This is a genomic window from Caballeronia glathei (assembly GCF_000698595.1).
Taxonomy (GTDB): Bacteria; Pseudomonadota; Gammaproteobacteria; order Burkholderiales; family Burkholderiaceae; genus Caballeronia; species Caballeronia glathei.
Genome location: NZ_JFHC01000002.1, coordinates 47,831 through 73,679 on the forward strand (window position 1 = coordinate 47,831; position 25,849 = coordinate 73,679).

Here is a 25,849-nt window from a genome sequence, read left to right on the forward strand (position 1 = left end):
CTGCGCGCCCGGGGCGCGATCGTGATGCACTTGCTGGCCCATGCGAGCTGCGTCGCGGCTTTGTCGTCGGCTCGTGCGACGGCGCATCATGCCGCATTCGCAGCGGTGGCGCGCAACGGCTGAAGTGCGCGCCGCCCATGGTAAGCGCACGTCTCGAAACGTACGCTCGCCCGACGCCCGACGCCCGACGCCCGACGCCCGACGCCCGACGCAATGCGCTCAATGCGCTCAATGCGCTTCGCCGCGACCCTTCGACGCAGCCGGCGCGCCCCAGCCGTATACCGCCAATCCTGGCGAGTCCGCTTGCGCTGATTGCGTGTCCGCGATGCCCTGGCGTGTGGTGTTCCGTTCGTCCGGCCCGGAGTGGCGCTGGTCGGCAACGAGGGCGGCGATCAGCGGCGCGTTCGCCTCGGCGTCCGGCGACATGGCGGTCACGACGGCCGTCGGCTTCGGATGCACGCTGGCGCGCCGCACGAGCGAATGGGCCTGCGCGTTCCTTGCATCGATGGCGAGCGCCCGGTTCGCGTAGCGCACCACGCACGTCGATGCCTTCGACGTCTCGCACGACCGGGCGCGCTGCAAGGCGGCGTCGCGCTGTCGTTCGAGGCGCGCCACCTGTTCAGCGAGCCGTTGAAGCTCCGGACTGCGCTCCTGGCTTGCGGAAAGGGCCTGCATCTGCTTGCGGGCGCTCGCGAGATCCTTGCTTCCGAGCGCGCGGTTGATCGCGACGATGTCGTCCGCGAGCGATGCGTCGTCGTCAGAGTCGGCGGGCGAAGCGGCTGCGGTGAGCTCGGCCGGTTGCGCGGACTTCGTCGCTGCCGATCTGGTCGGCGCGGCAGTTGTGGGCGCGGCCGGCTTCGTGGCGCGGGCGGCCGCAACGCGCGTAGTCGCGGGTGTGCGGGCCGGTGAGGGCTTCGTTACCGGGGACGCAGCGAGGGTGGTCGTGGCGAGTTTCCGGGTCGCGGGTGTGGCTGCCTTTGTCACAGGCGACGCAGCAACAGCGGTGGCCGCGGGTGCGCGCGCCGCGGGGTTTGAAACGGGGGCCGCTGCCACAGCCGTGGTCGCGGGGGCGCCGACAGCGGGAGCCGCAGGCTTCGCCGCCGGCGACGCAGCGAGGGCCGTCGATTCGGAGGCGGAGGCCTTCACCGCCGGGGCCGCAGCAAGAGCGGTGGCCGCGGGTGCGCGCGCAGCGGGTTTTGTAACAGGGGCCGCAGCCACATCCGTAGTCGCCGGAGCGCCGACAGCGGGAGCCGCAGGCTTCGCCGCCGGCGACGCAGCGAGGGCCGTCGATTCGGAGCCGGAGGGTTTCGCCGCCGGGGCCGCAGCGAGAGCGGTGGCCGCGGGTGCGCGCGCAGCGGGTTTTGTAACAGGGGCGGCAGCTACATCCGTAGTCGCCGGAGCGCTGACAGCGGGAGCCGCAGGCTTCACTGCAGGCGACGCGGCGAGCGCCGTCGATTCGGAGCCGGAGGGTTTCGCCGCCGGGGCCGCAGCAAGAGCGGTGGCCGCGGGTGCGCGCGCAGCGGGTTTTGTAACAGGGGCGGCAGCTACATCCGTAGTCGCCGGAGCGCCGACAGCGGGAGCCTCCGGCTTCACTGCCGGCGACGCAGCGAGCACCGTCGATGCGGGCGTGGCGGACTTCGTCGGCGGGGATGCGGCAAGCGTGGTGGCTGCGCGTGTGGCGGGTTTTGTGACAGGGACCGCAGCGACAGCCGTGGCCGAAGCGGGCTTCGTCGCCGGCAGCGGGCCATTCGACGCCAGCGACGCAACCGCCGGAGCGCTTGCCGGCGCCGCGGCAATCGAGCCCGCCGCGCGCTGCGCCGCCGATTCGTGCGCCTGCCGGATCGGCGGGTCGGCCTGCATGTAGAAGAACGTCGCAATGAACAGACAAATCGCGCCACAGCCGACCAGCACGAACGTGCCCGCCGACGTGCGCTTGCGGTCGTGCTGCCAGCCGCCTTCCGCCGCCTCGCGGATGCTCGGATAGGTGCCCACCAGGCGCTTGCGCAGACGGCCGACGAGCCAGTTGCGCAAGCGCCTCTTCGGCACCTCGTCGTCGATCACGGGCTCGGCACCCGAGGTGAAGATCGCGCCGTCGCGATCGGCGCCGCAATGCGGACATCTCTCTTCGACCGACTTCGACGTGCCGCCGCAGCGGCCGCAAATGACGGTATCGAGCGAAAAGGAATGGTCTGTACGAATCATGGCGGCCCCGATGGGTTTTCGCCCGGCGTCGATGATGCCCGGGCGCAACGATTCTCGCGGCGAGAATACCTCAGCAGAACAAAAGAGCGTCGTACTAACGGACAATTTTGTGTGTGAGGCGTGCTTTTCCCGGCGGTCTGTTGTTGTTTCGCAGCAAGGCTCCCGCCTCGCTTACGTCACATGATTCTCGGGCGCAGCGGCCGAGCGGAACTAGCGGATCGCGCACATTCAATCATCTGAATTGATGCGATGCGCGCTGTGGCACCAGCGAAAATTGAGCGCGCGACTGCGCGCCTTCGCTGGCGGTGGCGAGCGTGCAATCTGAATCGGGGGAGTTGAAACGCGGATCCGAAGGAAGAGAACGAAGCGGAAAGCGGCTGGTGCCCAGGGCCGGAATCGAACCGGCACGCCTTGCGGCGGGGGATTTTGAGTCCCCTGCGTCTACCAATTTCACCACCTGGGCATTCCGTACATCGCTGCCTTGCCGGGCGCGGATTGAAAACCGCAAAAATCCGGTTCGCGCCAGCGGGCAAGTCAGCGATTATGTCGGATTTCGAGGGCGGCGGCAAGCGCGCCGCCCCGCACGACTTGGGCTCACTGGCTCAGGTACGTGAACTTGCCGTCCTTGATCACGCCCATCACGCTTGCCCGCTGATCGAGACCGACGTGATCGGTCTGGCTCGTGTTGACCACGCCGTTCGGCACGACGAGCTCGTGCGCGTGCTCGAGCTCCGAGCGCAACGCCACGCGAAACGCCTGCGTGCCGGGCTGCCCGGCCTTCAGCGCACGCGCGACGGCGTCCTGCAGGCGCGGATAGACGCCCGCCGCATCGCCCGCGAACTGGGTGACGGTGCCCGGGCCGTACTTCGCCTCGTAGGCGTTCACGAACGCGAGCGCCGCCTTTTTTGACGGATGATCGGCCGGCAGCGTGCGCGCGACGACCACCGGCTGCGTCGGGAACAGCGTGCCTTCGACATCCTTCCCGCCGAGCTTGATGAACTCGGGCGTCGCGATGCCGTGCGTCTGGTAGATCGCGCCCTTGTAGCCGCGCTCGACGAGCGTGCGCTGCGGCAGCACGGTCGGCGTCCCGGCGCCGGCGATCAGCACCGCGTCGGGTTTGGCCGCCATCAGCTTCAGGATCTGGCCCGTGACGCTCGCGTCGGTGCGGTTGAAGCGCTCGCTCGCGACGATCTTGATATGCCGCAGCTCGGCAAACTTCGAGAACTCGTTGAACCAGCTGTCGCCGTAGCTGTCCGCGAAACCGATGAAACCGACCGTCTTCACGCCGTGATTGGCCATGTAGCGCGTCATCACGTCGGCCATCGCGCGGTCGGTCTGCGCCATCTTGAACGCCCACACCTTCTTGCCTTCCTGCGGCTCGACGACCGAGGCCGAGCCGATCAGCGTGATCATCGGCGTCTCGTATTCGGCGACCGGATCGAGCGCCGCCAGCGCCGCCGGCGTGATGTTCGGGCCGACGATCACGTCGACCTTGTCCTCGGTGATCAGCTTGCGGATGTTGCGCACGGCGGCGCCGGGGTCGGAGCCGTCGTCGAGAATCAGGTACTGCGCTTCTTGACCGGCGATCGTTTTCGGCCACATCAGCATCGCGTTCTTGCTGGTGATGCCGATCGCGGCCGCGGGGCCGGTGCTCGACAAATCGACGCCGACCTTGATCTGGGCGTGAGCGGCCACGCTGAAGGCGGCAAATGCGCACAAGGCAAGGCGGCGCATGGACTTCGACAACGTCATGGAAGGTCTCTCCGTGGCGGAAGGTTAAAAACGTGTTGTTGACGGGTTGTTTTGACGAATGAAGGGGCCGGCCGGTCAGAGCTCGTAGCTTTCGTGCTCACCGGAAAGCGCCTGTTCGATGAGCTTGCGGTTCATGGACGGCGAAAGCAGCTCGACGAGCGTGTATACATAACTGCGCAGATACGCGCCCTGCTTGAGCGCGAGGCGCGTCACGTTGGTCCCGAACAGGTGGCCGACCGGCATCGCGCGCAGGTGCTTGTCGCGCTCCGGGTTGAACGCGATGTCGGCCATGATCCCGACGCCGAGCCCCAGTTCGACGTAGGTCTTGATCACGTCGGCGTCGATCGCCTCGAGCACGATATCCGGGGTCAGATTGCGCAGCGAGAACGCCTGATTGATTTTGGAGCGGCCGGCGAACGCGTTGTCGTAGGTGATGAGCGGGTACTGGACGATATCGTCGAGCGTCAGGAGCTTGCGCTCGAGCAGCGGATGATCGGGCAGCATGACCGCGAGATGCTGCCACTGGAAGCAGGGCAGCGAGACGAGTTCCTTGTAATTGGTGAGCGCTTCGGTGGCGATCGCGATGTCGGCCTGGTCGTGGATCACCATTTCGGCGACCTGCGTCGGGCTGCCCTGAAGAATCGACAGGTGAACCTTCGGAAAGCGCCGCTTGAATTCGGCGATGGCGGTTGGCAGCGAGTAGCGCGCTTGCGTGTGCGTGGCCGCGATCACGAGGTTGCCCTGATCCTGCGCCGCGTAATCCTTACCGACGCGCTTCAGGCTCTCCACTTCCTGCAGTATTTTTTCCACCGACGCCAGGATGATGCGCCCCGGCTCGGTCAGCGAGCGCACGCGCTTGCCGTGGCGCGTGAAGATTTCGACGCCCAGCTCGTCCTCCAGCTCGATGATCGCCTTGGAAACCCCCGGCTGTGACGTAAAGAGGGCCTTAGCGGCTTCCGTCAGATTAAAGTTCTGGCGGACGGCCTCACGCACGAAGCGGAACTGGTGGAGGTTCATTTATAACCCATCCGCATATCAAAGTAATTTTTCAGTCGTTTGCTATATAAAGAAAGTTTATTACGATTTGTCCAATTTTTCCAATATCCATATCTGTATTCGTCATTAGCAAATGAGCGTTCGATCTGAACGGCATTCGAAACGGCGGATCAATGGATATCACGGTGCGCGTAGCAGGACGTCCGCGCGAAACAAGAAACCTTGGGGTCCCCGAATGTACCAATACGATCAGATCGACCAGACCATCGTCGACGAACGTGTCGCGCAATACAGCGACCAGGTCCGCCGCCGGCTGTCGGGCGAATTGAGCGAAGAGGAGTTTCGCCCGCTGCGCCTGCAGAACGGTCTCTACATGCAGCGCCACGCGTACATGCACCGCATCGCGATTCCGTACGGCAATCTGCGCAGCGACCAGATGCGCGTGCTCGCGACGATCGCGCGCGAGCACGACCGCGGCTACGGCCATTTCTCGACGCGCACGAACATCCAGTTCAACTGGGTCGAGCTCGAGGAAACGCCGGAGATCCTGCGCAAGCTCGCGTCGGTGCAGATGCACGCCATTCAGACGTCGGGCAACTGCATTCGCAACATCACCGCCGACCAGTTCGCGGGCGTCGCGCCCGACGAAGTGGTCGATCCGCGTCCGTGGGCCGAAATCCTGCGCCAGTGGTCGACGTTCCACCCGGAATTCGCGTGGCTGCCGCGCAAGTTCAAGATCGCCGTGAGCGGGTCCGTCGAGGATCGCGCGGCCGTGCAGGTGCACGACCTCGGCGTCTATCTGAAGAAGAACGAGGCCGGCGAAGTGGTCGCGAGCATTCTCGCGGGCGGCGGGCTCGGGCGCACGCCGATCGTCGGCGCGGTGATCAGGGAAGATCTGCCCTGGCAGCACCTGCTGACCTACTGCGAAGCCGTCCTGCGCGTCTACAACCGCTACGGCCGCCGCGACAACATGTACAAGGCGCGCATCAAGATTCTCGTGAAGGCGCTCTCGCCCGAGAAATTCGCGAAGCAGGTCGAGGAAGAGTGGCAGCACCTGAAGGACGGCCCGTCGACGCTCACGCAGGAAGAACTCGACCGCGTGTCGAAGTTCTTCGCGCCGCCGGTCTACGAGAAGCTGCCGGGCACCGACGCGTCGTTCGAAAAGCATCTGATCGAAAGCAAGCCGTTCGCCCGCTGGGTGGAGCGCAACGTGCGTCCGCACAAGGTGCCGGGCTATGCGTCGGTGACGCTCTCGCTCAAGCCGACGGGCATCGCCCCCGGCGACGCGACGGACAAGCAGATGGACGACGTCGCCGATCTGGCCGACGAGTTCTCGTTCGGCGAGATCCGCGTGTCGCACGAGCAGAACCTGATTCTCGCGAACGTGAAGAAGCGCGATCTGTACACGGTGTGGGAGCGCGCGAAGCAGGTAGGGTTCGCGACATCGAACATCGGCCTTCTGACGGACATCATCGCGTGCCCGGGCGGCGACTTCTGCTCGCTCGCGAACGCGAAGTCGATTCCGATCGCGCGTGCGATCCAGGAGCGTTTCAGCGACCTCGACTATGTGTACGACCTCGGCGACCTGACGCTCAACATCTCGGGCTGCATCAACGCGTGCGGGCACCATCACATCGGCAACATCGGCGTGCTCGGCGTGGATAAGGACGGCTCCGAGTGGTATCAGGTGACGCTCGGCGGCGAGCAGAGCTCGGGCGCGACCGGCGCGCACCTCGGCAAGGTGATCGGCCCGTCATTCTCGGCGGAGGAAATGCCGGACGTCGTCTCGCAGGTGATCGATACGTTCGTCGAGAACCGTGCCGAAGGCGAGCGCTTCATCGAGACGTTCAACCGCATCGGCATCGCGCCGTTCAAGGATCGCGTGTACGCGTCGCGCCAGGCGCACGCGTAAGTCACGACCCTAATCGAGGAATTTGCAGATGGCTTTGATTATCAAGAACCGCGCCGTGGTGAACGACGACTGGACCGTTGTGCGTGCGCCCGCTGACGGCGCATTGCCCGCCGCCGGCGCGCTTGCCGCAGGCCGCGTGCTGGTGCCTTTTTCGCTGTGGAAGGAGCAGAAGGACGCGCTCGTTGCATCGCGCTCGAAGGATGAACTCGGCGTGTGGCTCGCGCCCGACGACGAACCCGCGGATCTCGTCGCCGACTTCGACAAGATTGCGCTCATCGCCGTGGATTTCCCGGTGTTCCGCGACGGCCGCGGCTTTTCGATCGGGCGCCTCTTGCGCGAGCGCTATCAGTGGACGGGCGAGCTGCGCGCGATCGGCGACGTGCTGCGCGACCAGTTGCTGTTCCATGCGCGCTGCGGCTTCGACGCGTTCGCGGTGCGCGAAGACAAGGACATCAACGACGCGCTGCACGCCTTCGACGAATTCAGCGAACACTATCAGGGCGCGACCGACAATCCGGAGCCGCTCTTTCGCCGCCGCGCGGCCCTCATCGCCGCAGCCGGAGCGTCGCGATGACACCCGAACTGCAAGCCAGGGTTGAACGGCTCGACGCGCTGCTCGATTCGATCGCGCAGCGTCATGAGAAGGTCAAGCTAGCCAGCAGCCTCGCAGCCGAAGACATGCTGCTCACCCACGCCATTCTTTCGCGCGGCGTGGCGATCGGAATCTTCTCGCTGAACACGGGACGCCTTCACGCCGAAACGCTCGGCATGATCGATCGCGTGAAGGAGCGCTACGGCTACGAGATCGAGCAGTTTCATCCCCGGCCCGAAGCGGTCGAGGCGTATGTCCGCGATCACGGTCTCAACGCGTTCTACGAAAGCATCGACCTGCGCAAGAGCTGCTGCGGCATCCGCAAGGTCGAGCCGCTCAATCGCGCGCTGTCGGACGTGAGCGCGTGGGTGACGGGCCAGCGCCGCGAGCAGTCGGTGACGCGCACCGAGCTGCACGAGGAAGAGCACGACGCGCCGCGTGGCATCGCGAAGTTCAATCCGCTCGCGGACTGGACGGAAGCCGACGTGTGGGACTACCTCAAGGCCTTCGACGTGCCGGTGAATCCGCTGCATGCGCGCGGGTATCCGAGCATCGGCTGCGAGCCGTGTACGCGCGCGGTCCGTCCCGGCGAAGACAGCCGCGCGGGCCGCTGGTGGTGGGAGTCGCGCGATACGAAGGAATGCGGCCTGCACATCACGAACATCCGGATCGTCGAGGAAGCACCCAGCTCGGCCATCTGACGGCGAAGGCGCACGGATGATGCGCCGCCGGATCAAACCCTCTGTCATTGAACGCAGCGTCTTCGCCACAAGCTGAATGCGATGCAAAAAAAAGGATCGACGAACATGAGCACTACGCTCGACTCAACCGTCATCGCCCCGATCGCCAATAAGGCGACCCGGATGGACCACCTCGACTGGCTCGAAGCCGAGTCGATCCACATCCTGCGCGAACTCGTCGCCGAGTGCAGCAAGCCGGCGCTCCTGTTCTCGGGCGGCAAGGATTCCGTCGTCGTGCTGCATCTCGCGCTGAAGGCGTTCGGCCTCGGCGCCGGCCGCAAGACGCAGCTGCCGTTTCCGCTGGTTCACATCGACACCGGTCACAATTTCGACGAAGTGATCGATTTCCGCGACCGCCGTGCGAAGGAGATTGGTGCGGAACTGGTGGTCGGGCATGTCGAGGACTCGATCAGGAAGGGCACCGTTCGCCTGCGCCGCGAGACGGACTCGCGCAACGCCGCGCAAGCGGTGACGCTCCTGGAGACCATCGAGCAATACGGCTACACGGCGATGATCGGCGGCGCGCGCCGCGATGAAGAAAAGGCGCGTGCGAAGGAGCGCATCTTCTCGTTTCGCGACGAATTCGGCCAATGGGACCCGAAGGCCCAGCGGCCGGAACTGTGGAGCATCTATAACGCGCGCCTGCATGCGGGCGAGCACCTGCGCGTGTTCCCGATCTCGAACTGGACCGAGCTCGACGTGTGGCAGTACATCGCCCGCGAGAAGCTCGAACTGCCGTCGATCTATTACGCACATGAGCGCGAGATCATTCGCCGCAATGGATTGCTCGTGCCGCTCACGCCGCTCACGCCGCTGCGCGAAGGCGAAACCGCCGAAGTCGCGCAAGTGCGCTTCCGCACCGTCGGCGACATCAGCTGCACATGCCCGGTTGCAAGCGATGCGGACGACGTCGAGAAGATCATCGCGGAGACGGCCGTGACGGAAATCACGGAGCGCGGCGCCACGCGGATGGACGACCAGGCATCGGAAGCCGCGATGGAACAGCGCAAGAAGCAAGGTTATTTCTAAGCACCACGCCAAACGGAAAACAGATCATGAGCATTTATCAAGCTGAAGACCTCGGCGTGTTGCGGTTCATCACGGCGGGCAGCGTCGACGACGGCAAGAGCACGCTGATCGGCCGCCTGCTTTACGACAGCAAGGCTGTGCTGTCGGACCAGCTGTCGGCGATCTCGCGTGCGAAGAACAAGCGCACGGTCGGCGACGAGATCGACCTGTCCCTGCTCACCGACGGCCTCGAAGCCGAGCGCGAGCAGGGCATCACGATCGACGTCGCGTATCGCTACTTCGCTACCGCGAAGCGCAAGTTCATCATCGCCGATACGCCGGGCCACGAGCAGTACACGCGCAACATGGTGACGGGCGCATCGACCGCGCATGCCGCGATCATCCTCGTGGACGCCACGCGCGTGACGTTCGTCGACGGTGCCGCGCAACTGCTGCCGCAAACGAAGCGCCACAGCGCGATCGTGAAGCTGCTCGGGCTGCAGCACGTGATCGTCGCGATCAACAAGATGGATCTGGTCGACTTCAGCGAGACGCGCTTCAACGAGATCCGCGACGCGTATGTCGAACTCGCGCGCCATCTCGGGATTTCGGACGTGCGTTTCGTGCCGGTGTCGGCGTTGAAGGGCGACAACATCGTGACCGCGAGCGAGCGCATGCCGTGGTACCTGGGCGAGCCGCTGCTCGATCTGCTCGAAGCGCTGCCGGTCGCTCAGCCGAACGATCAGGAATTGCGCTTCCCGGTGCAGTGGGTCGCGCGCCAGGACGGCAGCCAGGCCGACGATTTCCGCGGCTACATGGGCCGCGTGGAAGCGGGCGAAGTGCGCATCGGCGACGCGATCACCGTGCTGCCCGCGAACCGCGAAGCGACGGTGTCGGAGATCATTGCGCCGGTGCCGGGCGGCGTCGCGCAGGTGGATCGCGCGTTTGCCGGCCAGACGGTGACGATCCGCCTCGCGGAAGACATCGACGTCTCGCGCGGCGATACGTTCGTGCCGAGCGCGGCGAAGGTCGAGCCGGCGAAGAAGATCGAAGCGGACCTGTGCTGGTTCGACGAAGAGCCGCTCTCGCCGCAACGCAAGTACTTGCTGAAGCAGACCACCAACACGGTGTTCGCCCGCATCGGCGCGATCAAGCAGGTGCTCGACGTGCATACGCTGTCGCACGCCGTCGATCGCCAGGATCTCGCGATGAACGACATCGGCCGCGTGGCGCTCACGCTGCAAAAGCCGCTCGTCGCCGATGCATACGACACGCACCAGGGCACCGGCGCGTTCGTCCTGATCGACGAGGCGACGCATCACACCGTCGCAGCCGGCATGATTCGTGCGTTTTCTGCTTGAACGTCAAACTTGCGTCAAACGTGAAGCGGAGTCGAGGGAAAAATGGGTAAGGTGTATCTGATCGGTGCAGGACCGGGCGCGGCGGACCTCATAACGGTGCGCGGTGCACGGCTTCTGAGCGGCGCCGACGTCGTGCTGCACGATGCGCTGATCGAACCGGCAATGCTCGACTATGCGCCGAACGCGCAGAAGATCGCGGTCGGCAAGCGCTGCGGGCAGCGTTCGACGGCCCAGCACTTCATCAACAAGCAGATCGTCGATGCGGCGCGCGAGTATGACGTCGTCGTGCGTCTGAAGGGCGGGGACCCGATGCTGTTCGGCCGCGCCGACGAGGAAATGCGCGCGCTGGAAGCGGCGGGCATCGAGTACGAAGTGGTGCCGGGCATCACGGCGGCGCTCGCGAGCGCCGCGGCGCTGAAGCGCTCGCTGACGCTGCGCGGCGTATCGCGCAGCGTGGCGCTCGCGACCCACAGTCGTGCGCCCGACAGCGACGAGATCCGCGAGCAGGCAAGCGCCGACTCGCTCGTGTTCTACATGGGCCGTGACAGCGCGCCGGACATCGCGCAACAGTTGATCGACGCGGGCCGCGCCGGTTCGACGCCCGTTGCGATCGTCGAGGCGTGCAGCACGCCGCGCGAGCGCACGCTGACCCTCACGCTCGCCCGCATGGCGCTCGGCGAAGCACAGGAGTGGCTCGATCCGTCGCAGCCGAGCCTGCTGATGATCGGCGAGGCGTTCAGGGAACGCGCGTCGGCATCGACGTCGAAGGAAAAGCTGAAGGCGCTGCAGTACGCGGCGTGACGTAAGCCGGGTTTAAAAAAAGCACCGCTCGAGCGGTGCTTTTTTTTTGCGCATCACGCGTGGCGCACTTATTCGCCGACCTGCCGCACGCAATATTCGGCGACCGCATCGAGCACGGCGTCGTCTTCTCCGACAGCGGTTGCGCAATGGATCTTCAGCCCAGGATGCGCCGCCCGGCAGCGTTCGACGATCTCCGGCAGGTCGCGCCGAATGTGCCCGCCCTGGCCGAAAAACACCGGAACGACCGTGACCGTATCGCAGCCCTCGGCGGCTTGCGCTGCGACGGCGCCTGGCAGATCGGGCGTCATCAGTTCGAGGAAGGCGAGCGACACCGGGTCGCCGCGCGTGGCGCGCAGCTTGCCGGCCAGCCGCTCGAACGGCTCGGCCCAGCGCGCGTCGCGCGCGCCGTGGCCAAAGAGAATGATGCCGTGTCGCTTCATGACTTCCTCCGGCGCACAAGACTCAACGCGCTTCGATGAGGCTCAATGCCGGTCGACCCATTTCAGCCCGATCAGCCCGATCGCCAGGTAGGCGAGGGCGGGGGCCGCGGCGGTGATCGGCGCGGGCCACGTGTTGAGCGTCCCGATGTGCGAGAAGAGCGTATTGAACAACTGGAAGCTCATGCCGATCATGATGCCACCGAACACCTTCACGCCCACGACGCCCGCGCGCGTGTGCAGATACGCGAACGGCAAGGACAGCACCAGCATCACGAATACCGCGAACGGATAGAGGATCTTGCGCCAGAACGCGATCTGGTAGCGCTGCGTGTCCTGATGGTTTTCCGTCAGGTGCTGGATGTAGCGAAAGAGGTTGAACATCGACATGCGGTCGGGCGACACCAGCAGCACCGAGAGAATCTGCGGCGTCAGTTCGGAGCGCAGCGAGTACTCGGGCAGCGTGGTCTGCTTCGCGCGATAGACCGGGTTCAGCGCGTCGCCCGGATTGACGGCTTGCGGCGGGGCGTCGCTCAGCTGCGTATCGGTGACGCCCGTGAGCTTCCAGTGGCCGGGCGGCTCGAACACGCCGCTCGTCGCGATGCGCACGTTCTGCAGCCGGAACTTCGAATCGAACTCGTAGATGCGCACGTTCGCGATCGTGGTGTCCGGATTCAGCTGGCCGACGTTCACGAAGCGCGTGACCTGCTCGCCGTTGTCGCGCGCGGTGAGCGTGTCCTTCACCCAGACACCCGACTGGAAGTTGGTCGACACCGACGAGCCGAGCGCTTCGAGCCGCACGCGTTCGGACAGCTGGTCCGAATACGGCCCGATCACTTCCCCGATGATGTACGTGACGAACACGAGCGGAATCCCGATCTTGAGCAGCGAGCGCAGCGCGCGTCCGGTGGAGAGGCCGGAGACGCGAAAGATCGTGAATTCGGATGCCGCCGCCATCTGCGCGAACACGTAGATCGCGCTGATGAGCGCCGCGACCGGGATGATCTCGTAGAAGCGCGAGGGCGTCTGCAGCGCGACCCGCAGCACGGCCATGCCGAACTTGTAGTTGCCGTGCCCGACGGTGTTCAACTCGTTGATCAGGTCGAAGAAGAAGAACAGGCCCGAGAACGCGAACAGGATGAAGATGAACGCGAGATAGATCTGGCGCGCGAAGTACCTTTCGTAGATGCGCAGCATGTCAGGCCCCCTTCGAGCGCGTGAACATCGCGCGGGTGAAGAGCGGGCGGTTGCGCACGCGCAGCCAGAAGATGAACCCGACGAGCGCCGCGACGAGAATGTGCAGCCCGACTAAGCCGACCCCGAACGACAGCTTGCCCTGCTCGATCCAGGACTGAACGACGTTCAGCAGGTTCGAATACGTCAGGTAGATCAGCACCGCCATCACGAGATTGATCGTGCGGCTGCGGCGCGGGTTCTGATATGAAAGGGGAATGGCGAGCAGCATCAGGTTGATGGCGATGAGCGGCAGCCCCGCGCGCCACGCGAACTCCGCAAGATTGTCCTTGGTCGGGTTGGCAAGCAGGTCTGGCGTGGAAATGCCGGTGGTCGCGGGCGTATTGACGACCTGACGGCTCTGTATCTTCACACCATAGCGCTCGAACTCCATGATGCGGAAGTTCGGCTGCCCGGGCTCGCCGTCGTAGCGGCGGCCGTTTTCGAGCACGATGAAGCGGTCGCCGTCGTTGCGCGTTTCGGTGTGGCCGGTCTTCGACACGATCACGTTCACCTTGCCGCCTTCGGTGCTCGTCACGAACACGTTCTCGACGTGCCCCTGGTCCGGCGACATCTTCTCGATGAAGAACACGCGGTTGCTCGCGGGCGACTCGCGGAACTGGCCTGGCGCGAGCAGCGAGACTTCGTCGCGCTGCTGAAAGCGCGCCTTGATGAGCTTGCTCTGCTGGTTCGACCACGGCCAGCCGACGAACGCGAAGAACACGATCAGCAGGATGATCGGCGTGGAGAAGACGGCGATCGGCTTGATGAGGCGCGTATGGCTCACGCCCGAGGCGAGCCACACGACCATTTCGGAGTCGCGATACCAGCGCGTCAGCACGAACAGGATCGACACGAAGAGCGTCACGATCAGCATGACCGCGAGATAGCCGATGACGGTGAGCCCGATCAGCACGACGACGTCGCGCGGGTCGACCTGCCCCGATGCCGCGAAGCCGACGATGCGGATCATCATCGTCGTCAGCATGATCGTGAGCAGCACCATGAATACGGCACCGGCCGTATACGCGAGTTCACGCTGTAGGGAGCGTTCGAAGATCATTGAGTGGTAACTGATGGCCGGCGGCGATGCGCAACCCGATGCGGATACACGTGCATGCTTCGACAGACGCAAGGGCGATGCGATTGTTCCCGTGCACCGCGCCTGTGACCGCCGCGGAAAAAATAGCGGATAATTGCGGCTTTCATCCTTCAGCCCAGATTTTATCCGAGGATAAGCGCGATGGACTTTAGCATAAAAGCCTGTGATTGGAGCAAAGGCGCGGCAAATGGTTTCCTCAACGGGAAGGCCGATGTGGTAGTGATCGGCGTGTTCGAAGCGCAGACGCTCTCGGGCGCGGCACGTGAGATGGATCTCGCCACCAAGGGCCTCGTGACCCGCGTCATCAAGGCGGGCGACATGGCCGGCCGCGCGGGCACCACGCTCTTCCTGCCGGAAATCACGGGTATCGGCGCATCGCGCGTGCTGCTCGTCGGGCTCGGCAAGCAGGACGTCTTCAATCAGAAGGCATACGGCGAAGCCGTGCGCGCGGCATGGCGCGCGATCCTCGGCACGAAGATCGCCCAGGTCGCGTTCACGCTCGCCCAGCTGCCCATTCTCGAGCGCACCGGCGACTGGGCCGTGCGCACCGCCATCCTCGCGCTGCGCGAACTCACCTACAAGTTCACGCAGATGAAGAGCAAGCCCGAGAACGGCACGCGGGCGCTGAAGAAGGTCGTGTTCAGCATCGATCCGGCCGATGAAAAGGCCGCCAAGGTCGCCGTGAAGCAGGGCGCCGCGCTTGCGAACGGCATGGATCTCACGCGCGATCTCGGCAACCTGCCGCCCAACATCTGCACACCGACCTACCTCGGCCAGACCGCGAAGAAGCTCGGCCGCGACTGGAAGCTGAAGGTCGAGGTGCTCGGGCAGAAGCAGATCGAAGCGCTCGACATGGGCTCGTTCCTCGCCGTCGCGAAGGGCTCGATCGAGCCGCCGCAGTTCATCGTCATGCAGTATCAGGGCGCGGGCTCGGGCAAGAGCGCGCCGGCGCCGGTCGTGCTGGTCGGCAAGGGCATCACGTTCGACTCCGGCGGCATCTCGATCAAGCCGGGCGAGGCGATGGACGAGATGAAATACGACATGTGCGGCGCGGGGTCGGTGTTCGGCACGCTGCGCGCGGTCGCGGAAATGGGGCTGAAGATCAACGTGGTCGGCATCGTGCCGACCTGCGAGAACATGCCCGCCGGCAACGCGGTGAAGCCGGGGGACATCATCACGTCGATGTCGGGCACCACCATCGAAGTGCTCAACACCGACGCCGAAGGGCGCCTCATCCTGTGCGACGCGCTCACCTACGCGGAGCGCTTCAAGCCGTCGGCCGTGGTGGACATCGCCACGCTCACCGGCGCCTGCATCATCGCGCTCGGCCATCACAACACGGGTCTCTTCTCGAAGGACGACGCTCTTGCGGGCGAACTGCTCGACGCGTCGCGCGAAGCGGTCGATCCGGCCTGGCGCATGCCGCTCGACGACGAGTACCAGGACCAGCTCAAGTCCAACTTCGCGGATGTCGCGAACATCGGCGGGCGCCCCGCCGGCAGCGTGACCGCGGCGTGCTTCCTGTCGCGCTTCGCGCAGAACTATCCGTGGGCGCACCTCGACATCGCGGGCACGGCATGGAAGAGCGGCGCGGCGAAGGGCGCGACCGGCCGTCCGGTGCCGCTGCTCGCGCAGTTCCTGATCGACCGCGCGGGCCAATGACGGCGGCGCCGGTCGGAGAAGGAACAGGCGCATGACACGCATCGATTTTCACTCGAACGTCGGGGATTCGATTGCCTACGCGTGCCGCCTCGTGCGCAAGGCGTATCTGAGCGGCCAGCCGATCGTCGTGCTGGCCGAACCCGATCGCCTCGCCGCCTTCGACGAGCAGTTGTGGACCTTCTCGCCGCTCGACTTCGTGCCGCACTGCATGGCGGCGAGCCCGCTCGCGAAGGACACGCCGGTCGTGCTCGCGGCAAACCTCGACGAGGTGCCGCATCACCAGATTCTCGTGAATCTCGGCATGAGCGTGCCGCCGCAGTTCGCCCGCTTCGAGCGGCTGCTCGAAGTGGTCGGCAACGAGGAGCAGGAGCTCGCCGCGGGCCGCGAGCGCTACCGGTTCTACCGCGACCGCGGCTACGCCCTCAACAATTACAAGCAAGGCGGCTGAGCGAACATCCGGCGTCGGGGCCTCGCGCTATCATCGGTCGCACATTCACGCAGGGAGTCTTTCGTGTCCAACAAGCCTGAAGCCTTCGATACCTCGATTCCCGTTCTCACCGATGTCGTCATGCCGGGCAAGGCGGAACTCGCGCGCACGCCGGGTTTCGTGGCCGACGCGGGGGCGCCTGCCGTCGAGTACGACGCCGACCTCATCGCCGAGCGCCTGCGGGGCCGCTTCACGAGCTTCCTGACGGGCGACGGGCGCGAGCTGATCGAGGAGCGCTGCCGCGAAACGCTGCGGGAGCATTCCATCTGGCTCGTGCACCAGATCACGCGGGAAGTCGCGCTGGCGCTGGAAACGGAAATGACGGAGTGGGTGCGCGAGGCGGTGGAAGAGGAACTGGCGCGTCGCGGCATCGCCTGACGCGCGGGCCCCTGGCGCCAGCAGCTAGTGAAGGGACAGGATCCAGTCGGCGAGGGCGAGCGCCTGGGAGGGCGTCAATTGCGTGTTGGCGGGCATCGGCACCTGGCCCCACACGCCGACGCCGCCTTCCGCGATCTTGCGCGCAAGCTGCCGGTGCGCGCCTTCCACGTTCGCATACTTCGCCGCGATGCTGTGAAAGGACGGTCCCATGAACGTGCGGGATACCGAGTGGCAGCTCATGCAGTTCTCACGCTCCGCGAACTTCAGCATCGAAGTGTCGCCCTGCGCGTTGGCCGTGCCGCCTGCGGCCATCAGCACGAGCGCTGCGAAAAGGCCTGCGCGTTGTCTTGTCGTAATCATGGGGTCTCCGTGGATACCTGATACCCGACCTGGCTCCGCGGCATTATAAGAGACGCGGGCAAAAGACAAGGGGCGCACGATCCGGATCGTGCGCCCCTTGTTTTCAGCGCGATTGCCAGTTCACGGCGTGCCCGTGATGCGCCGGGCTCAGCCGGTCACGGCGCCCCGGTTCGCGGGCAGCGCGAGCGCGGCGTATTTCGCCAGCACGCCGCGCGTGTAACGCGGCGACGGCTTCTTCCACGCTGCGCGGCGGCGCTCGATCTCGGCGTCGTCGACGTTCAGTTGCAGTATCAACTGGTGCGCGTCGATGGTGATCGAATCGCCTTCCTGCACGAGTCCGATCGTGCCGCCCACGAACGCTTCCGGCGCGACGTGGCCGACCACCATGCCCCACGTGCCGCCGGAGAATCGCCCGTCGGTGATGAGGCCGACCGACTCGCCGAGCCCCTTGCCGATGATCGCGGACGTCGGCGCCAGCATTTCCGGCATGCCCGGGCCGCCCTGCGGTCCGAGATAGCGCAGCACGACGACGTCGCCGGCCTTGATCTTGTCGGCGAGGATTGCTTCCATCGCGCTCTGCTCGTCTTCGAACACGCGCGCGGGTCCGGTGATGACCGGGTTTTTGAGGCCCGTGATCTTCGCGACCGCGCCGTCCGGGGCGAGGTTGCCCTTCAGGATCGCAAGGTGGCCTTCGTCGTAGAGCGCCTGGTTGATCGGGTAGATCACCTTCTGGTCCGCGCGCGGTTTGCCCGGCACGTCCTTCAGTTCTTCCGCGATCGTGCGGCCCGTGATCGTGATGCAGTCGCCGTGCAGGAGGCCCGCGTCGAGCAGGATGCGCAGCACCTGCGGAATGCCGCCCGCCTTGTGCAGGTCGGTCGCGACGAATTGCCCGGACGGCTTCAGGTCGCAGATCACCGGCACTTTCTTCCTCATGCGCTCGAAGTCGTCGATGGTCCATTCCACTTCCGCCGCGTGCGCGATCGCCAGATAGTGCAGCACGGCGTTGGTCGAGCCGCCCGTCGCCATGATGAGCGCGACCGCGTTCTCGATCGACTTCTTCGTGATGATGTCGCGCGGCTTCAGGTCCTTCTTGACCGCTTCCACCAGCACGCGCGCCGATTCGGCGGCGGAGTCGACCTTTTCCTGGTCGGGGTTCGCCATCGTCGACGAATACATCAGCGACATGCCGAGCGCCTCGAACGACGAGCTCATCGTGTTGGCGGTGTACATGCCGCCGCACGAGCCGGTCGACGGGCACGAATTCTTCTCGATGCCCTTGAAGTCTTCCTCCGACATGCGCCCGGCGGTGAATTCGCCGACCGCCTCGAACGACGACACGATGGTCAGATCCTTGCCCTTCCAGTTGCCCGGACGGATCGTGCCGCCGTATACATAGATGCCCGGCACGTTCATGCGCGCGAGGCCGATCATGCCGCCGGGCATGTTCTTGTCACAGCCGCCGATCACGACGACGCCGTCCATCCACTGGCCCTGCACGGCGGTTTCGATACAGTCGGCGATCACTTCGCGCGACACGAGCGAGTACTTCATGCCTTCGGTGCCCATCGACATGCCGTCGGAAATCGTGGGCGTGCCGAAGATCTGCGGGTTCGCGTCGGACTTCCTGATCGACTCGACGGCGGCGTCGGCGAGACGCTGCAGGCCGGCGTTGCACGGCGTGATCGTCGAGTGGCCGTTGGCGATGCCGATCATCGGCTTGTCGAAGTCCTCTTCCTTGTAGCCAAGGGCGTAATACATCGAGCGATTGGGCGAGCGCGCCACGCCCTGCGTGATGTTTTTCGAGCGGCGGTTGTAGGCCATTTGGGGGCTCCTTGAGAATTTTTTCATCTAGTGCCGGAAGAATGCAGCGTCGGCTAGTGTCTGTCCAATATATTATTCAGGCTGTATTAGGTCGTGGAAGATATCAATGGACCCCCGAAATCCGCCCGTCGAGCTGCGCCTGTTGCGCTATTTTGTGACCGTCGCGGAGGAAATGCACTTCGGCCGCGCGGCGGCGCGCCTCGCGATGACACAGCCGCCGCTCTCGCAGGCGATTCGGGCGCTGGAAGATGCGCTCGGCGTCGCGCTGTTCGTGCGCACGAAGCGCTCGGTCGAGTTGACGCCGGTCGGCAAGGACCTGCTGCCGGAGGTCCGGCGCCTGCTGGCCTCCGCGGAGGCGCTGCGCCCGCTCGCGCAATCGCTCGCGCGGGGCGAGGCGGGCGTGCTGTCGCTCGCGTTCGTTTCCACCGCCGATTACGGGCTGCTGCCGTCGCTCCTGCGCGATTTCGGCGCGCGCTATCCGGGCGTGCGCCTGCAACTGACCGAGGCGACCAGCGACGTGCAGATCGAGGAACTCGTCGCCGGGCGCATCGATGCGGGGCTCGTGATTCCGCCGCTGCCACCGCGCCATGCGGTGGCGCTCTCGTATCTGCCGATCGCGCGCGAGCCGCTCGTCGCGGCGCTCCCGGCCGACATGACGGCGCAACTGGGCCAGGGCGCCGCGGAGTGGGCCGACACGCCCGTGAGCCTGCACGAACTGGCCGGCGCGCCGCTCGTCGTCTTCCCAAGACGTCTCGCGCCCGGTTTCTATGACATCATTATGGGTTGCTACGGCGCGGCCGGCCTCACGCCGCGCATCGGGCAGGAGGCGATCCAGATGCAGACCATCGTGAGCCTCGTGTCCGCCGGCATGGGTGTCGCGCTCGTGCCGCAGTCCCTCAGGAACCTGCGGCGCACGGGCGTCGTATACAGGCCGCTTGCCGAATCGGGGCAGAGGACGGGGCCGGTCGTGGAGACCGGGCTCGTGTGGCGCGCGGCGGAGGTGAGCCCCGTGCTCGCCGGCTTTATCGACATCGTTCGCGCCCATGGCGCGGCGATGCCTGCTTTATAGTTCGCGTCTTGTCGAACCGCTAAAAAACTTACGATGCTCATTCATCCCAATTTCGATCCCGTCGCGATTCACTTAGGCCCGCTCGCGGTGCGCTGGTACGGCCTCATGTATCTGGTCGCGTTCGTGTCGGCGGTGGTCGTCGGCCGGCTGCGGCTGCGCCTGCCCCACGTCGCGGCGCAAGGCTGGACGGCGAAGGATATCGACGACATGCTGTTCTACGGCGTGCTCGGCACGATTCTCGGCGGGCGGCTCGGCTACGTGATCTTCTACAAGGCGAGCTTCTACGCCGCGCATCCGCTCGACATCTTCAAGGTCTGGGAAGGCGGCATGTCGTTTCATGGCGGCTTTCTCGGCGTGACGCTCGCGATGGTCCTGTTCGCGTACCAGCGCAAGCGCACGTGGCTGCAGGTCACCGATTTCGTCGCGCCGATGGTGCCGCTCGGACTGGCGGCGGGGCGGCTCGGCAATTTCATCAATGGCGAACTGTGGGGCCGCGTGACCGATCCGAATGCGCCGTGGGCCATGTTGTTCCCGGGCGCGTCCAACGACGACGCGATCTGGCTCGCAAAGCATCCGCAACTGGACACGCGGTGGCACCTCGCCGAAATCTTCGAGCGCTATCACATGCTGCCGCGCCATCCGTCGCAGCTGTACGAGATCGCGCTCGAGGGGCTCGTGCTCTTCATCGTGATGTGGACGTTCTCGCGCAAGGCGCGGCCGGTGGGCGCGGGGTCGGCGCTCTTCCTGATCGGCTATGGCGTCGCGCGCTTCACGGTGGAATTCGCGCGCGAACCGGACGACTATCTCGGCCTGCTCGCGTTCGGCCTTTCGATGGGCCAGTGGCTTTCGCTGCCGATGATCCTCGCCGGCATCGCGATGATGGTGTGGGCGTACCGGCGCGACCGGCGGCTGCCTCCCAAGCCCGCGAACGCGGCCTGAGCTTCTCCCGACAAGCTTCTCCCCAATGAAAAACGCCTCGCGATCACGGATCGCGAGGCGTTTTTCCATGCGGCGCCTTAACGCCCCATCTGCACCGAACCGGAGACGCTCACCGTAACCGTGGACGTGCCCGCCTCGAACGCCATCGGGGCCGCCATCTTCGCGTCTGCGGCCATGCCGCGCGCCTGCATCATCATGACGGGCCGCGGCGGCGAGCCTTCGTGGCCGACATTGACCTCGCGGATCGCGTAGTTGCTGTACCCGAACGCCTGGGCCGCTGCCTGCGCCTGCTGGCGGAACGAATCGATGGCCTGCGTGGAGAGCTTCTGCGCGGCTGCGCGCTGCGCCTGCGGCGACAGCGAGAACGCGATGTTGCCGACCTGCATCGACGAACTCATCTTGCCCGCGAGCTTCGATGCCGCCGCGAAGTCGTGCGATTCGAGCACGACCTCCGTGCGGCCGCGCCACGCGGAGATTCGGCCGTCACGGTCCGTCGACGGATACACGGTGAATGCGCCGCTGCGTGCCGTCACGCCTTCCACGCCTTTCGCCTCGCGCAACGCGGCATCGGCGCGCTGGTTCAAGGTGGTCGTGAGCGACGACGCGTCCTTCGCTTCCTGCTCGTAGAAGAGGGTGATATTGACGGTGTCCTGCGGCACTTCGGCGCTGGCTTGCGCAGCGAGCGACAGCACGCCCGACGGCTGCGGCTGCGTGACGACGGTTTGTGCGACGGCCGCTGCCGACATCGTCAGCGCCGCACCCGAAATGGCGGCGGCTGCGAGTGCGAAAGCGGTTTTCTTCTTGATCATTGTTGAACTCCGGAAGCATGAATTCGCGCGATTCGCGACGCCACTTAGTTGGCCTTCGCGCTCCAGAAGTTCCCTTCAACTTGCTTGCGGAAACTAGACGAGATGCTCGGTGATGAAGCGCCACTGCGCCTCGGTAACGGGCGTGATCGACAGGCGATTGCCCTTCGCGAGCACCTGCATGTCCGCGAGTTCCTGGTGTTCGCGCAGCGTGGCAAGCGGCACGAGCGGCGTCTTCTTCACGAAGCGCACATCGACGAGCAGCCACCGCGGCGTTTCCTGCGTCGACTTCGGATCGTAGTAGTCGCTCTTCGGATCGAACTGGGTGGGATCGGGGTAGGCCGTCGACGAGACTTTGGCAATCCCCGCGATGCCGGGCTGCGGACAGCTCGAATGATAGAAGAGCACGCCGTCGCCGACCTGCATGGCATCGCGCATGAAATTGCGTGCCTGATAGTTGCGCACGCCGGTCCAGGGCAAGGTTTTCTTCGGCGCGTGAGCGAGATGATCGATGCTTGCTTCGTCGGGTTCGGACTTCATCAGCCAGTAACGCATGATCGATGTAGATGGCGTGGGCGAAGTGCAAGGAAAAGAGGCAAAGGGACAGCCTCAAACAAAAACGGCATCGGAAAAACCGATGCCGTTGAATAAGGTCCCCGCCTCAGCCGCTAGGCCGGCATCCTGAACCTGGGTTCAAGATTGGTCGCAGTAGGCAGCACTTCGGGTACATCAGACAGAGTGACGCGCGCGCCCGTGCTACAAATTTCCGCAACCGTGCACAATGGCATTGGTTCAAGGAATATATGACCTTGGCGAACCAGGCAGGGAGTACTAACTCTACACCAATCGTTTGCCGGATGCAGCAACGACTTTGTTTCTTTCGCGTGATCAGCGCGGCGATGCACGCCGGGCGAGCAGGCTCGCGTTATTGAGTTTCATACTGGGCAATGACCGCGCCCAGCTGTTCGTTCATCTGGTGCATCGTGCGGCGGATTTCCTCGGCGGGGAACGCTTCGCCGTGGCGCACGCTCTCCTGCAGCTTAAGCAATTCCGACGCCAGCGAGAGCGCCGCCATCACCGCGATGCGATCGGTGCCGCGCACGCTGCTCGCCGTGCGCACCTTCGTCATTTCCGCATCCACGCGCGCAACCGCCTCGCGCAGCGCGCCTTCGGTCTCGGGCGAACAGGCGAGCCGGTAGGGCTGGCCGAGGATGGAGACTTCGATCTGTTTGCTCGTCATGCCTTTTCTCCTTGACTGTGCTCACCGTGCATCTCGCCTGCGTGCGCATGTTCCTGCTGCGCTTCGTCGTGCGAGGCATCCGTGGCAAGGAGATCGAGCTGGTTGTCGGGCTCGGGCGCGGCCTTTGCTCGCGGCAGCTTTTCGAGGATCGCGTTCAGGCGCACCTGTGCGTCGTCGATTTTCGCCGACAGCGTATCGCGTTCCGTTTGCAGCGTGTCGCGTTCCTCGCGCATTTGCGCGAGTTCGCCCTGCACCGCTGCATAGTCGGCACGCAACTGTTCGAGCTGCTCTTCGAGCGCGTGGCGCGCGTGATGATGGCGCTCGCTGATCTTGATCAGCCGGCCAATGTTCTGTGAAAGTGATTCGAGTTCGTTGAGCATGTGCTGCGTCCTCTAAAGACCTCGCATTTTAGCGCGGATCAACGGGGCCACCGGGTTTTGTCTCGTTTCGAGACGTAACAGCGCGCGTTTCGTGCGTGCAACCCCGTTTTTCCGCCAGAATTCGTGTGTTGAATGGTCGCCGCCGGGTAAGGTCGCGACGGCTTCGCTGCTCCCTTTGAACGCCGCCTCGACGCGCTCGCGCACGCCGCTTGCGCGGTGCGCGCAGTGGTCTGCGGACATGCGGGGTGTGACCATCCGCTTGCTTGACGCGCTGCGGTGCCGCTCCTAGACTTGCCGCACTTTTGGTGCTCGCGCCCGCATTCGAGCGGGCGCAGTCAAACGGGAAACAGGGAGCGAAGCCGCGCCGCGGCGAGCCAACCTGTGCTGCCCCCGCAACGGTAAGCGACCGCAACGCAAGTTGCAAGTCGTCCCGGACGCGTTCCGCCCGCCAATGCGCTTCATATTTCATCACCTGAAATCTGGCGCGCGGCGAACGTGTCGATGCCACTGCGCGAATGCGCGGGAAGGCGGGGCGATCTGTCGCCAGCCCGGATACCGGCCAATGGTAGCGCGCGTCGCACATCGCGCCGCGCCGTTTGCGCAATCGCCTTGCGGGGAGCGGGGCGGCGCCTGCCATCGACAGGAAACGCTTCACACGTGTGTTACCCCGTTATGTCTTACCCGGTTGCCCGCGCGGCCGCATCGGTGCTGCTCGCCGCGGGCGGCGTGCCGCTTGCCGCGCTCGGCCAGACCACGGACGGCGCCGATGCGCCGCGGCTCGCGCCCGCGTCCACGCTCGCGCCCGTCGTCGTGACCGCGACGCGCACGCCCGAGGCTCTCGCCGACGCCATCGCGCAAACCACGCTCTTCGATTCACAGGACATCGCCGAAGCGAGTTCACGCGATGCGCTCGGCCTCATCGCGCTCGCGCCGGGCGTGCAGGTCACGCGCAACGGCGGGCCGGGGGCGTCGTCGGGGGTGTATTTGCGCGGCGCGTCGTCGGCGCAGTCGCTCGTTCTGGTCGACGGCGTGCGCGTGGAATCGGCGGGGCTCGGCGCCGCGCAGCTCTCGCAGCTGATGCTCGACGACCTCGATCGCATCGAAGTGGTGAACGGCAACGTCTCGGCGCTCTACGGGTCGGGCGCGATCGGCGGTGTGGTGCAGATCTTCACGAAGGACGGGGGCAGGCACGCACCCCGCTTCAGTGCCGAAGCGGAGTACGGCAGCTATCACACGCAGCGCCAGCAGTTCGGCGCAAACGGCGCGCTCGACGCGGATGCGCGCACCACGTTCAATGTCACCGTCTCGCGCGAGAAGACCGACGGCTTTTCTGCGATCGATCCGGCCATCGCGCCCAACGCGAATCCGGACGCGAACGGTTATCTGAACGAGAGCGTCGCGGCCACGCTGCGCCATGCGTTCACGCAGGACTGGGACGGGGGCGTACGTTTCTTGCAGTCGAATGGCGTCACGAGTTTCGACGATGCCTACGGCGCGCCCGCCGATCTCAACGATTCGCACAATCGCGTGCGTTCGGCATCCGTGTTCGCGAACGGCCGGCTGACCGGGCGCTGGACCACGCATTTCCTGGTCGCCGAGGGGCAGGACCGCGCGAACATCGAGCACAACGGCGTCTACACGAGCCGCTTCAATTCCGCGAACCGCCAGTACGTCTGGCAGAACGATATCCGTCTCGCCCCCGGGCACAAGCTCCTCTTCGGCTACGAACACCTCGACCAGTCGCTCGATTCCGATCAGTTTGACGCTCCCGACCGCCATGTGAACTCGGTGTTCGCGGGCTATGTCGGGCGTGCCGGCGGCCACGAGCTGCAGGCGAACGTGCGGCGCGACCAGTACTCCGACTTCGGCGGCGCGAACAGCTACTATCTCGGCTATGGCTACAACGTCGATGCGCACTGGAAGGTCGTCGCAAGCTATGCGGAGTCGTTTCGCGCGCCGAGCTTCGACGATCTGTACTATCCGTTCAGCGGCAATCCGTCGATCCAGCCCGAGCGCAGCCATTCCGCGGAAGCGGCGATTCAGTACGCATCGGGCGGGCTCGGCGTGCTGCGCCTCACGGCATTCGAGACGCGCTATTCGAACCTGATCGACTACGTCGCCGATGGCGGCGGCTTCTATGTCGCGCAGAACGTCGGGCGCGCGAAGGTGCAGGGCGTCGAGGGATCGTGGGCGGGCCAGGTGGGCGCAACCGGGGTGCGCGCGAGCTTCACGTTCCAGAATCCCGTCGATGAAACGAATCACCAGGACCTCACGCGGCGCGCGCGACGGTTCGCGTCGCTGTCGGTGCACCGGTCGATCCGCGCGTGGCGCGTGGGCGGCGAGTGGATCGTGAGCGGCGCGCGCAGCGACTACGATTCGACGCTCGCGGGCTATGGCGTGGTGAATCTCTCGGCGCGTTACGCGATCACGAAGTCGTGGTACGTCGACGCTCGCATCGACAATCTCTTCAACAAGGACTATGAGCTCGCGTATTCCTACAACACGCCGCGGCGCGGCGCGTATATCACGCTCGGGTGGCGGCAGCTTTGAGCGCTGAACGCACGTTCGCGC

At 65.3% G+C, this 25,849-nt stretch carries 24 protein-coding genes, 1 tRNA gene, 1 other RNA gene and 1 riboswitch; of the genes, 12 read left to right on the forward strand and 14 right to left on the reverse strand.

Translation table 11 applies throughout. The annotated features are described in order from the left end of the window. Positions 1 to 228 precede the first annotated feature (228 nt). From BG61_RS39130 to BG61_RS02050, 4 genes are all read right to left on the reverse strand, one after another. Positions 229 to 2,202 (reverse strand): hypothetical protein, encoded by a 1,974-nt coding sequence (locus tag BG61_RS39130; RefSeq protein ID WP_051672213.1) that lies wholly within the window; start codon positions 2,200 to 2,202, stop codon positions 229 to 231. Between the two features lie 378 nt (positions 2,203 to 2,580). Continuing rightward, positions 2,581 to 2,665 (reverse strand) — tRNA-Leu (locus BG61_RS02040). A gap of 131 nt (positions 2,666 to 2,796) precedes the next feature. Next, entirely contained in the window at positions 2,797 to 3,954 is a 1,158-nt protein-coding gene (locus tag BG61_RS02045; RefSeq protein ID WP_035926426.1) for an ABC transporter substrate-binding protein, read from the reverse strand. Positions 3,955 to 4,029: 75 nt separating this feature from the next. Next, on the reverse strand, positions 4,030 to 4,971 hold the full coding sequence (locus BG61_RS02050; RefSeq protein ID WP_035926424.1) for a CysB family HTH-type transcriptional regulator: 942 nt from the start codon (positions 4,969 to 4,971) through the stop codon (positions 4,030 to 4,032). Between the two features lie 214 nt (positions 4,972 to 5,185). Here BG61_RS02050 and BG61_RS02055 point away from each other — a divergent pair, with 214 nt between their 5' ends. The 6 genes from BG61_RS02055 (at position 5,186) to cobA (ending at position 11,364) form a co-directional block, all read left to right on the forward strand. Beyond that, positions 5,186 to 6,862 carry a nitrite/sulfite reductase gene (locus BG61_RS02055; RefSeq protein WP_035926420.1) on the forward strand — a complete coding sequence of 559 codons (1,677 nt, stop codon included), beginning with the start codon at positions 5,186 to 5,188 and terminating at the stop codon, positions 6,860 to 6,862. A gap of 28 nt (positions 6,863 to 6,890) precedes the next feature. Beyond that, the gene (locus BG61_RS02060; RefSeq protein ID WP_035926417.1) at positions 6,891 to 7,436 is read left to right on the forward strand and encodes a DUF934 domain-containing protein; all 546 of its coding nucleotides are present in this window, start codon (positions 6,891 to 6,893) and stop codon (positions 7,434 to 7,436) included. Next, positions 7,433 to 8,155: a phosphoadenylyl-sulfate reductase gene (locus BG61_RS02065; protein ID WP_035926414.1), complete on the forward strand. Its 723-nt coding sequence runs from the start codon at positions 7,433 to 7,435 to the stop codon at positions 8,153 to 8,155. Before BG61_RS02060 ends, BG61_RS02065 begins: the two co-directional genes overlap by 4 nt. Positions 8,156 to 8,260: 105 nt before the next feature. Beyond that, positions 8,261 to 9,223: a sulfate adenylyltransferase subunit CysD gene (gene cysD / locus BG61_RS02070; RefSeq protein WP_035926724.1), complete on the forward strand. Its 963-nt coding sequence runs from the start codon at positions 8,261 to 8,263 to the stop codon at positions 9,221 to 9,223. Between the two features lie 26 nt (positions 9,224 to 9,249). Continuing rightward, the gene (locus tag BG61_RS02075; protein WP_035926411.1) at positions 9,250 to 10,563 is read left to right on the forward strand and encodes a sulfate adenylyltransferase subunit 1; all 1,314 of its coding nucleotides are present in this window, start codon (positions 9,250 to 9,252) and stop codon (positions 10,561 to 10,563) included. 42 nt (positions 10,564 to 10,605) lie between these two features. Then, positions 10,606 to 11,364 (forward strand): uroporphyrinogen-III C-methyltransferase, encoded by a 759-nt coding sequence (gene cobA, locus BG61_RS02080; RefSeq protein ID WP_035926408.1) that lies wholly within the window; start codon positions 10,606 to 10,608, stop codon positions 11,362 to 11,364. A gap of 68 nt (positions 11,365 to 11,432) precedes the next feature. On the opposite strand, the gene BG61_RS02085 is transcribed toward cobA, so the two are convergent. From BG61_RS02085 to lptF, 3 genes are read right to left on the reverse strand one after another with little or no spacing between them, the layout of a single operon-like run. Beyond that, on the reverse strand, positions 11,433 to 11,804 hold the full coding sequence (locus tag BG61_RS02085; protein WP_035926405.1) for a sirohydrochlorin chelatase: 372 nt from the start codon (positions 11,802 to 11,804) through the stop codon (positions 11,433 to 11,435). A 42-nt stretch (positions 11,805 to 11,846) separates the two neighbouring features. Next, entirely contained in the window at positions 11,847 to 12,995 is a 1,149-nt protein-coding gene (gene lptG, locus BG61_RS02090; protein WP_035926720.1) for an LPS export ABC transporter permease LptG, read from the reverse strand. A 4-nt stretch (positions 12,996 to 12,999) separates the two neighbouring features. After that, a complete protein-coding gene (lptF, locus tag BG61_RS02095) occupies positions 13,000 to 14,097 on the reverse strand; it encodes an LPS export ABC transporter permease LptF (RefSeq protein WP_035926402.1) in 1,098 nt (365 codons plus the stop codon). 180 nt (positions 14,098 to 14,277) lie between these two features. On the opposite strand from lptF, the gene BG61_RS02100 reads away from it, so the two are divergent. The 3 genes from BG61_RS02100 (at position 14,278) to BG61_RS02110 (ending at position 16,663) form a co-directional block, all read left to right on the forward strand. After that, entirely contained in the window at positions 14,278 to 15,798 is a 1,521-nt protein-coding gene (locus BG61_RS02100; protein WP_035926400.1) for a leucyl aminopeptidase, read from the forward strand. Positions 15,799 to 15,829: 31 nt separating this feature from the next. Beyond that, positions 15,830 to 16,246: a DNA polymerase III subunit chi gene (locus BG61_RS02105; RefSeq protein ID WP_035926398.1), complete on the forward strand. Its 417-nt coding sequence runs from the start codon at positions 15,830 to 15,832 to the stop codon at positions 16,244 to 16,246. A gap of 63 nt (positions 16,247 to 16,309) precedes the next feature. Continuing rightward, a complete protein-coding gene (locus BG61_RS02110; protein WP_035926395.1) occupies positions 16,310 to 16,663 on the forward strand; it encodes a DUF2486 family protein in 354 nt (117 codons plus the stop codon). Between the two features lie 24 nt (positions 16,664 to 16,687). Here the strand turns inward: BG61_RS02110 and BG61_RS02115 are convergent, their stop codons facing one another. Together BG61_RS02115 and ilvD are read right to left on the reverse strand one after the other, a co-directional pair. Further along, on the reverse strand, positions 16,688 to 17,023 hold the full coding sequence (locus tag BG61_RS02115; RefSeq protein ID WP_035926392.1) for a c-type cytochrome: 336 nt from the start codon (positions 17,021 to 17,023) through the stop codon (positions 16,688 to 16,690). Positions 17,024 to 17,170: 147 nt separating this feature from the next. Further along, a complete protein-coding gene (ilvD, locus tag BG61_RS02120) occupies positions 17,171 to 18,844 on the reverse strand; it encodes a dihydroxy-acid dehydratase (protein WP_035926389.1) in 1,674 nt (557 codons plus the stop codon). Between the two features lie 106 nt (positions 18,845 to 18,950). On the opposite strand from ilvD, the gene BG61_RS02125 reads away from it, so the two are divergent. Next, on the forward strand, positions 18,951 to 19,913 hold the full coding sequence (locus BG61_RS02125) for a LysR family transcriptional regulator (RefSeq protein WP_035926386.1): 963 nt from the start codon (positions 18,951 to 18,953) through the stop codon (positions 19,911 to 19,913). 33 nt (positions 19,914 to 19,946) lie between these two features. Beyond that, complete coding sequence (gene lgt, locus BG61_RS02130) at positions 19,947 to 20,852, forward strand: prolipoprotein diacylglyceryl transferase (protein WP_035926384.1); 906 nt, start codon at positions 19,947 to 19,949, stop codon at positions 20,850 to 20,852. 77 nt (positions 20,853 to 20,929) lie between these two features. On the opposite strand, the gene BG61_RS02135 is transcribed toward lgt, so the two are convergent. From BG61_RS02135 to BG61_RS02150, 5 genes are all read right to left on the reverse strand, one after another. Beyond that, a complete protein-coding gene (locus tag BG61_RS02135) occupies positions 20,930 to 21,661 on the reverse strand; it encodes an SIMPL domain-containing protein (RefSeq protein ID WP_035926380.1) in 732 nt (243 codons plus the stop codon). Positions 21,662 to 21,754: 93 nt separating this feature from the next. Then, on the reverse strand, positions 21,755 to 22,213 hold the full coding sequence (locus tag BG61_RS02140; protein WP_035926376.1) for an EVE domain-containing protein: 459 nt from the start codon (positions 22,211 to 22,213) through the stop codon (positions 21,755 to 21,757). 94 nt (positions 22,214 to 22,307) lie between these two features. Beyond that, a non-coding RNA gene (gene ssrS / locus BG61_RS39705) (6S RNA) lies at positions 22,308 to 22,489 on the reverse strand. 94 nt (positions 22,490 to 22,583) lie between these two features. Then, the gene (locus BG61_RS02145) at positions 22,584 to 22,898 is read right to left on the reverse strand and encodes a cell division protein ZapA (RefSeq protein ID WP_035926374.1); all 315 of its coding nucleotides are present in this window, start codon (positions 22,896 to 22,898) and stop codon (positions 22,584 to 22,586) included. Continuing rightward, positions 22,895 to 23,278: a hypothetical protein gene (locus BG61_RS02150; protein WP_035926371.1), complete on the reverse strand. Its 384-nt coding sequence runs from the start codon at positions 23,276 to 23,278 to the stop codon at positions 22,895 to 22,897. The genes BG61_RS02145 and BG61_RS02150 overlap by 4 nt, the downstream gene beginning before the upstream one ends. Positions 23,279 to 23,564: 286 nt before the next feature. After that, a riboswitch (cobalamin riboswitch) is annotated at positions 23,565 to 23,856 on the forward strand. 94 nt (positions 23,857 to 23,950) lie between these two features. On the opposite strand from BG61_RS02150, the gene BG61_RS02155 reads away from it, so the two are divergent. Next, positions 23,951 to 25,828, forward strand: coding sequence for a TonB-dependent receptor domain-containing protein (locus BG61_RS02155; protein ID WP_035926369.1), 1,878 nt, complete (start codon positions 23,951 to 23,953; stop codon positions 25,826 to 25,828). Positions 25,829 to 25,849: the final 21 nt, after the last annotated feature.

Coding starts and splice junctions, on each gene's coding strand:
- BG61_RS39130 (WP_051672213.1), bottom strand. CDS start 2,202: ATGATTCGTACAGACCATTCCTTTTCGCTCGATACCGTCATTTGCGGC.
- BG61_RS02045 (WP_035926426.1), bottom strand. CDS start 3,954: ATGACGTTGTCGAAGTCCATGCGCCGCCTTGCCTTGTGCGCATTTGCC.
- BG61_RS02050 (WP_035926424.1), bottom strand. CDS start 4,971: ATGAACCTCCACCAGTTCCGCTTCGTGCGTGAGGCCGTCCGCCAGAAC.
- BG61_RS02055 (WP_035926420.1), top strand. CDS start 5,186: ATGTACCAATACGATCAGATCGACCAGACCATCGTCGACGAACGTGTC.
- BG61_RS02060 (WP_035926417.1), top strand. CDS start 6,891: ATGGCTTTGATTATCAAGAACCGCGCCGTGGTGAACGACGACTGGACC.
- BG61_RS02065 (WP_035926414.1), top strand. CDS start 7,433: ATGACACCCGAACTGCAAGCCAGGGTTGAACGGCTCGACGCGCTGCTC.
- cysD (WP_035926724.1), top strand. CDS start 8,261: ATGAGCACTACGCTCGACTCAACCGTCATCGCCCCGATCGCCAATAAG.
- BG61_RS02075 (WP_035926411.1), top strand. CDS start 9,250: ATGAGCATTTATCAAGCTGAAGACCTCGGCGTGTTGCGGTTCATCACG.
- cobA (WP_035926408.1), top strand. CDS start 10,606: ATGGGTAAGGTGTATCTGATCGGTGCAGGACCGGGCGCGGCGGACCTC.
- BG61_RS02085 (WP_035926405.1), bottom strand. CDS start 11,804: ATGAAGCGACACGGCATCATTCTCTTTGGCCACGGCGCGCGCGACGCG.
- lptF (WP_035926402.1), bottom strand. CDS start 14,097: ATGATCTTCGAACGCTCCCTACAGCGTGAACTCGCGTATACGGCCGGT.
- BG61_RS02100 (WP_035926400.1), top strand. CDS start 14,278: ATGGACTTTAGCATAAAAGCCTGTGATTGGAGCAAAGGCGCGGCAAAT.
- BG61_RS02105 (WP_035926398.1), top strand. CDS start 15,830: ATGACACGCATCGATTTTCACTCGAACGTCGGGGATTCGATTGCCTAC.
- BG61_RS02115 (WP_035926392.1), bottom strand. CDS start 17,023: ATGATTACGACAAGACAACGCGCAGGCCTTTTCGCAGCGCTCGTGCTG.
- ilvD (WP_035926389.1), bottom strand. CDS start 18,844: ATGGCCTACAACCGCCGCTCGAAAAACATCACGCAGGGCGTGGCGCGC.
- BG61_RS02125 (WP_035926386.1), top strand. CDS start 18,951: ATGGACCCCCGAAATCCGCCCGTCGAGCTGCGCCTGTTGCGCTATTTT.
- lgt (WP_035926384.1), top strand. CDS start 19,947: ATGCTCATTCATCCCAATTTCGATCCCGTCGCGATTCACTTAGGCCCG.
- BG61_RS02135 (WP_035926380.1), bottom strand. CDS start 21,661: ATGATCAAGAAGAAAACCGCTTTCGCACTCGCAGCCGCCGCCATTTCG.
- BG61_RS02140 (WP_035926376.1), bottom strand. CDS start 22,213: ATGCGTTACTGGCTGATGAAGTCCGAACCCGACGAAGCAAGCATCGAT.
- BG61_RS02145 (WP_035926374.1), bottom strand. CDS start 22,898: ATGACGAGCAAACAGATCGAAGTCTCCATCCTCGGCCAGCCCTACCGG.
- BG61_RS02150 (WP_035926371.1), bottom strand. CDS start 23,278: ATGCTCAACGAACTCGAATCACTTTCACAGAACATTGGCCGGCTGATC.
- BG61_RS02155 (WP_035926369.1), top strand. CDS start 23,951: ATGTCTTACCCGGTTGCCCGCGCGGCCGCATCGGTGCTGCTCGCCGCG.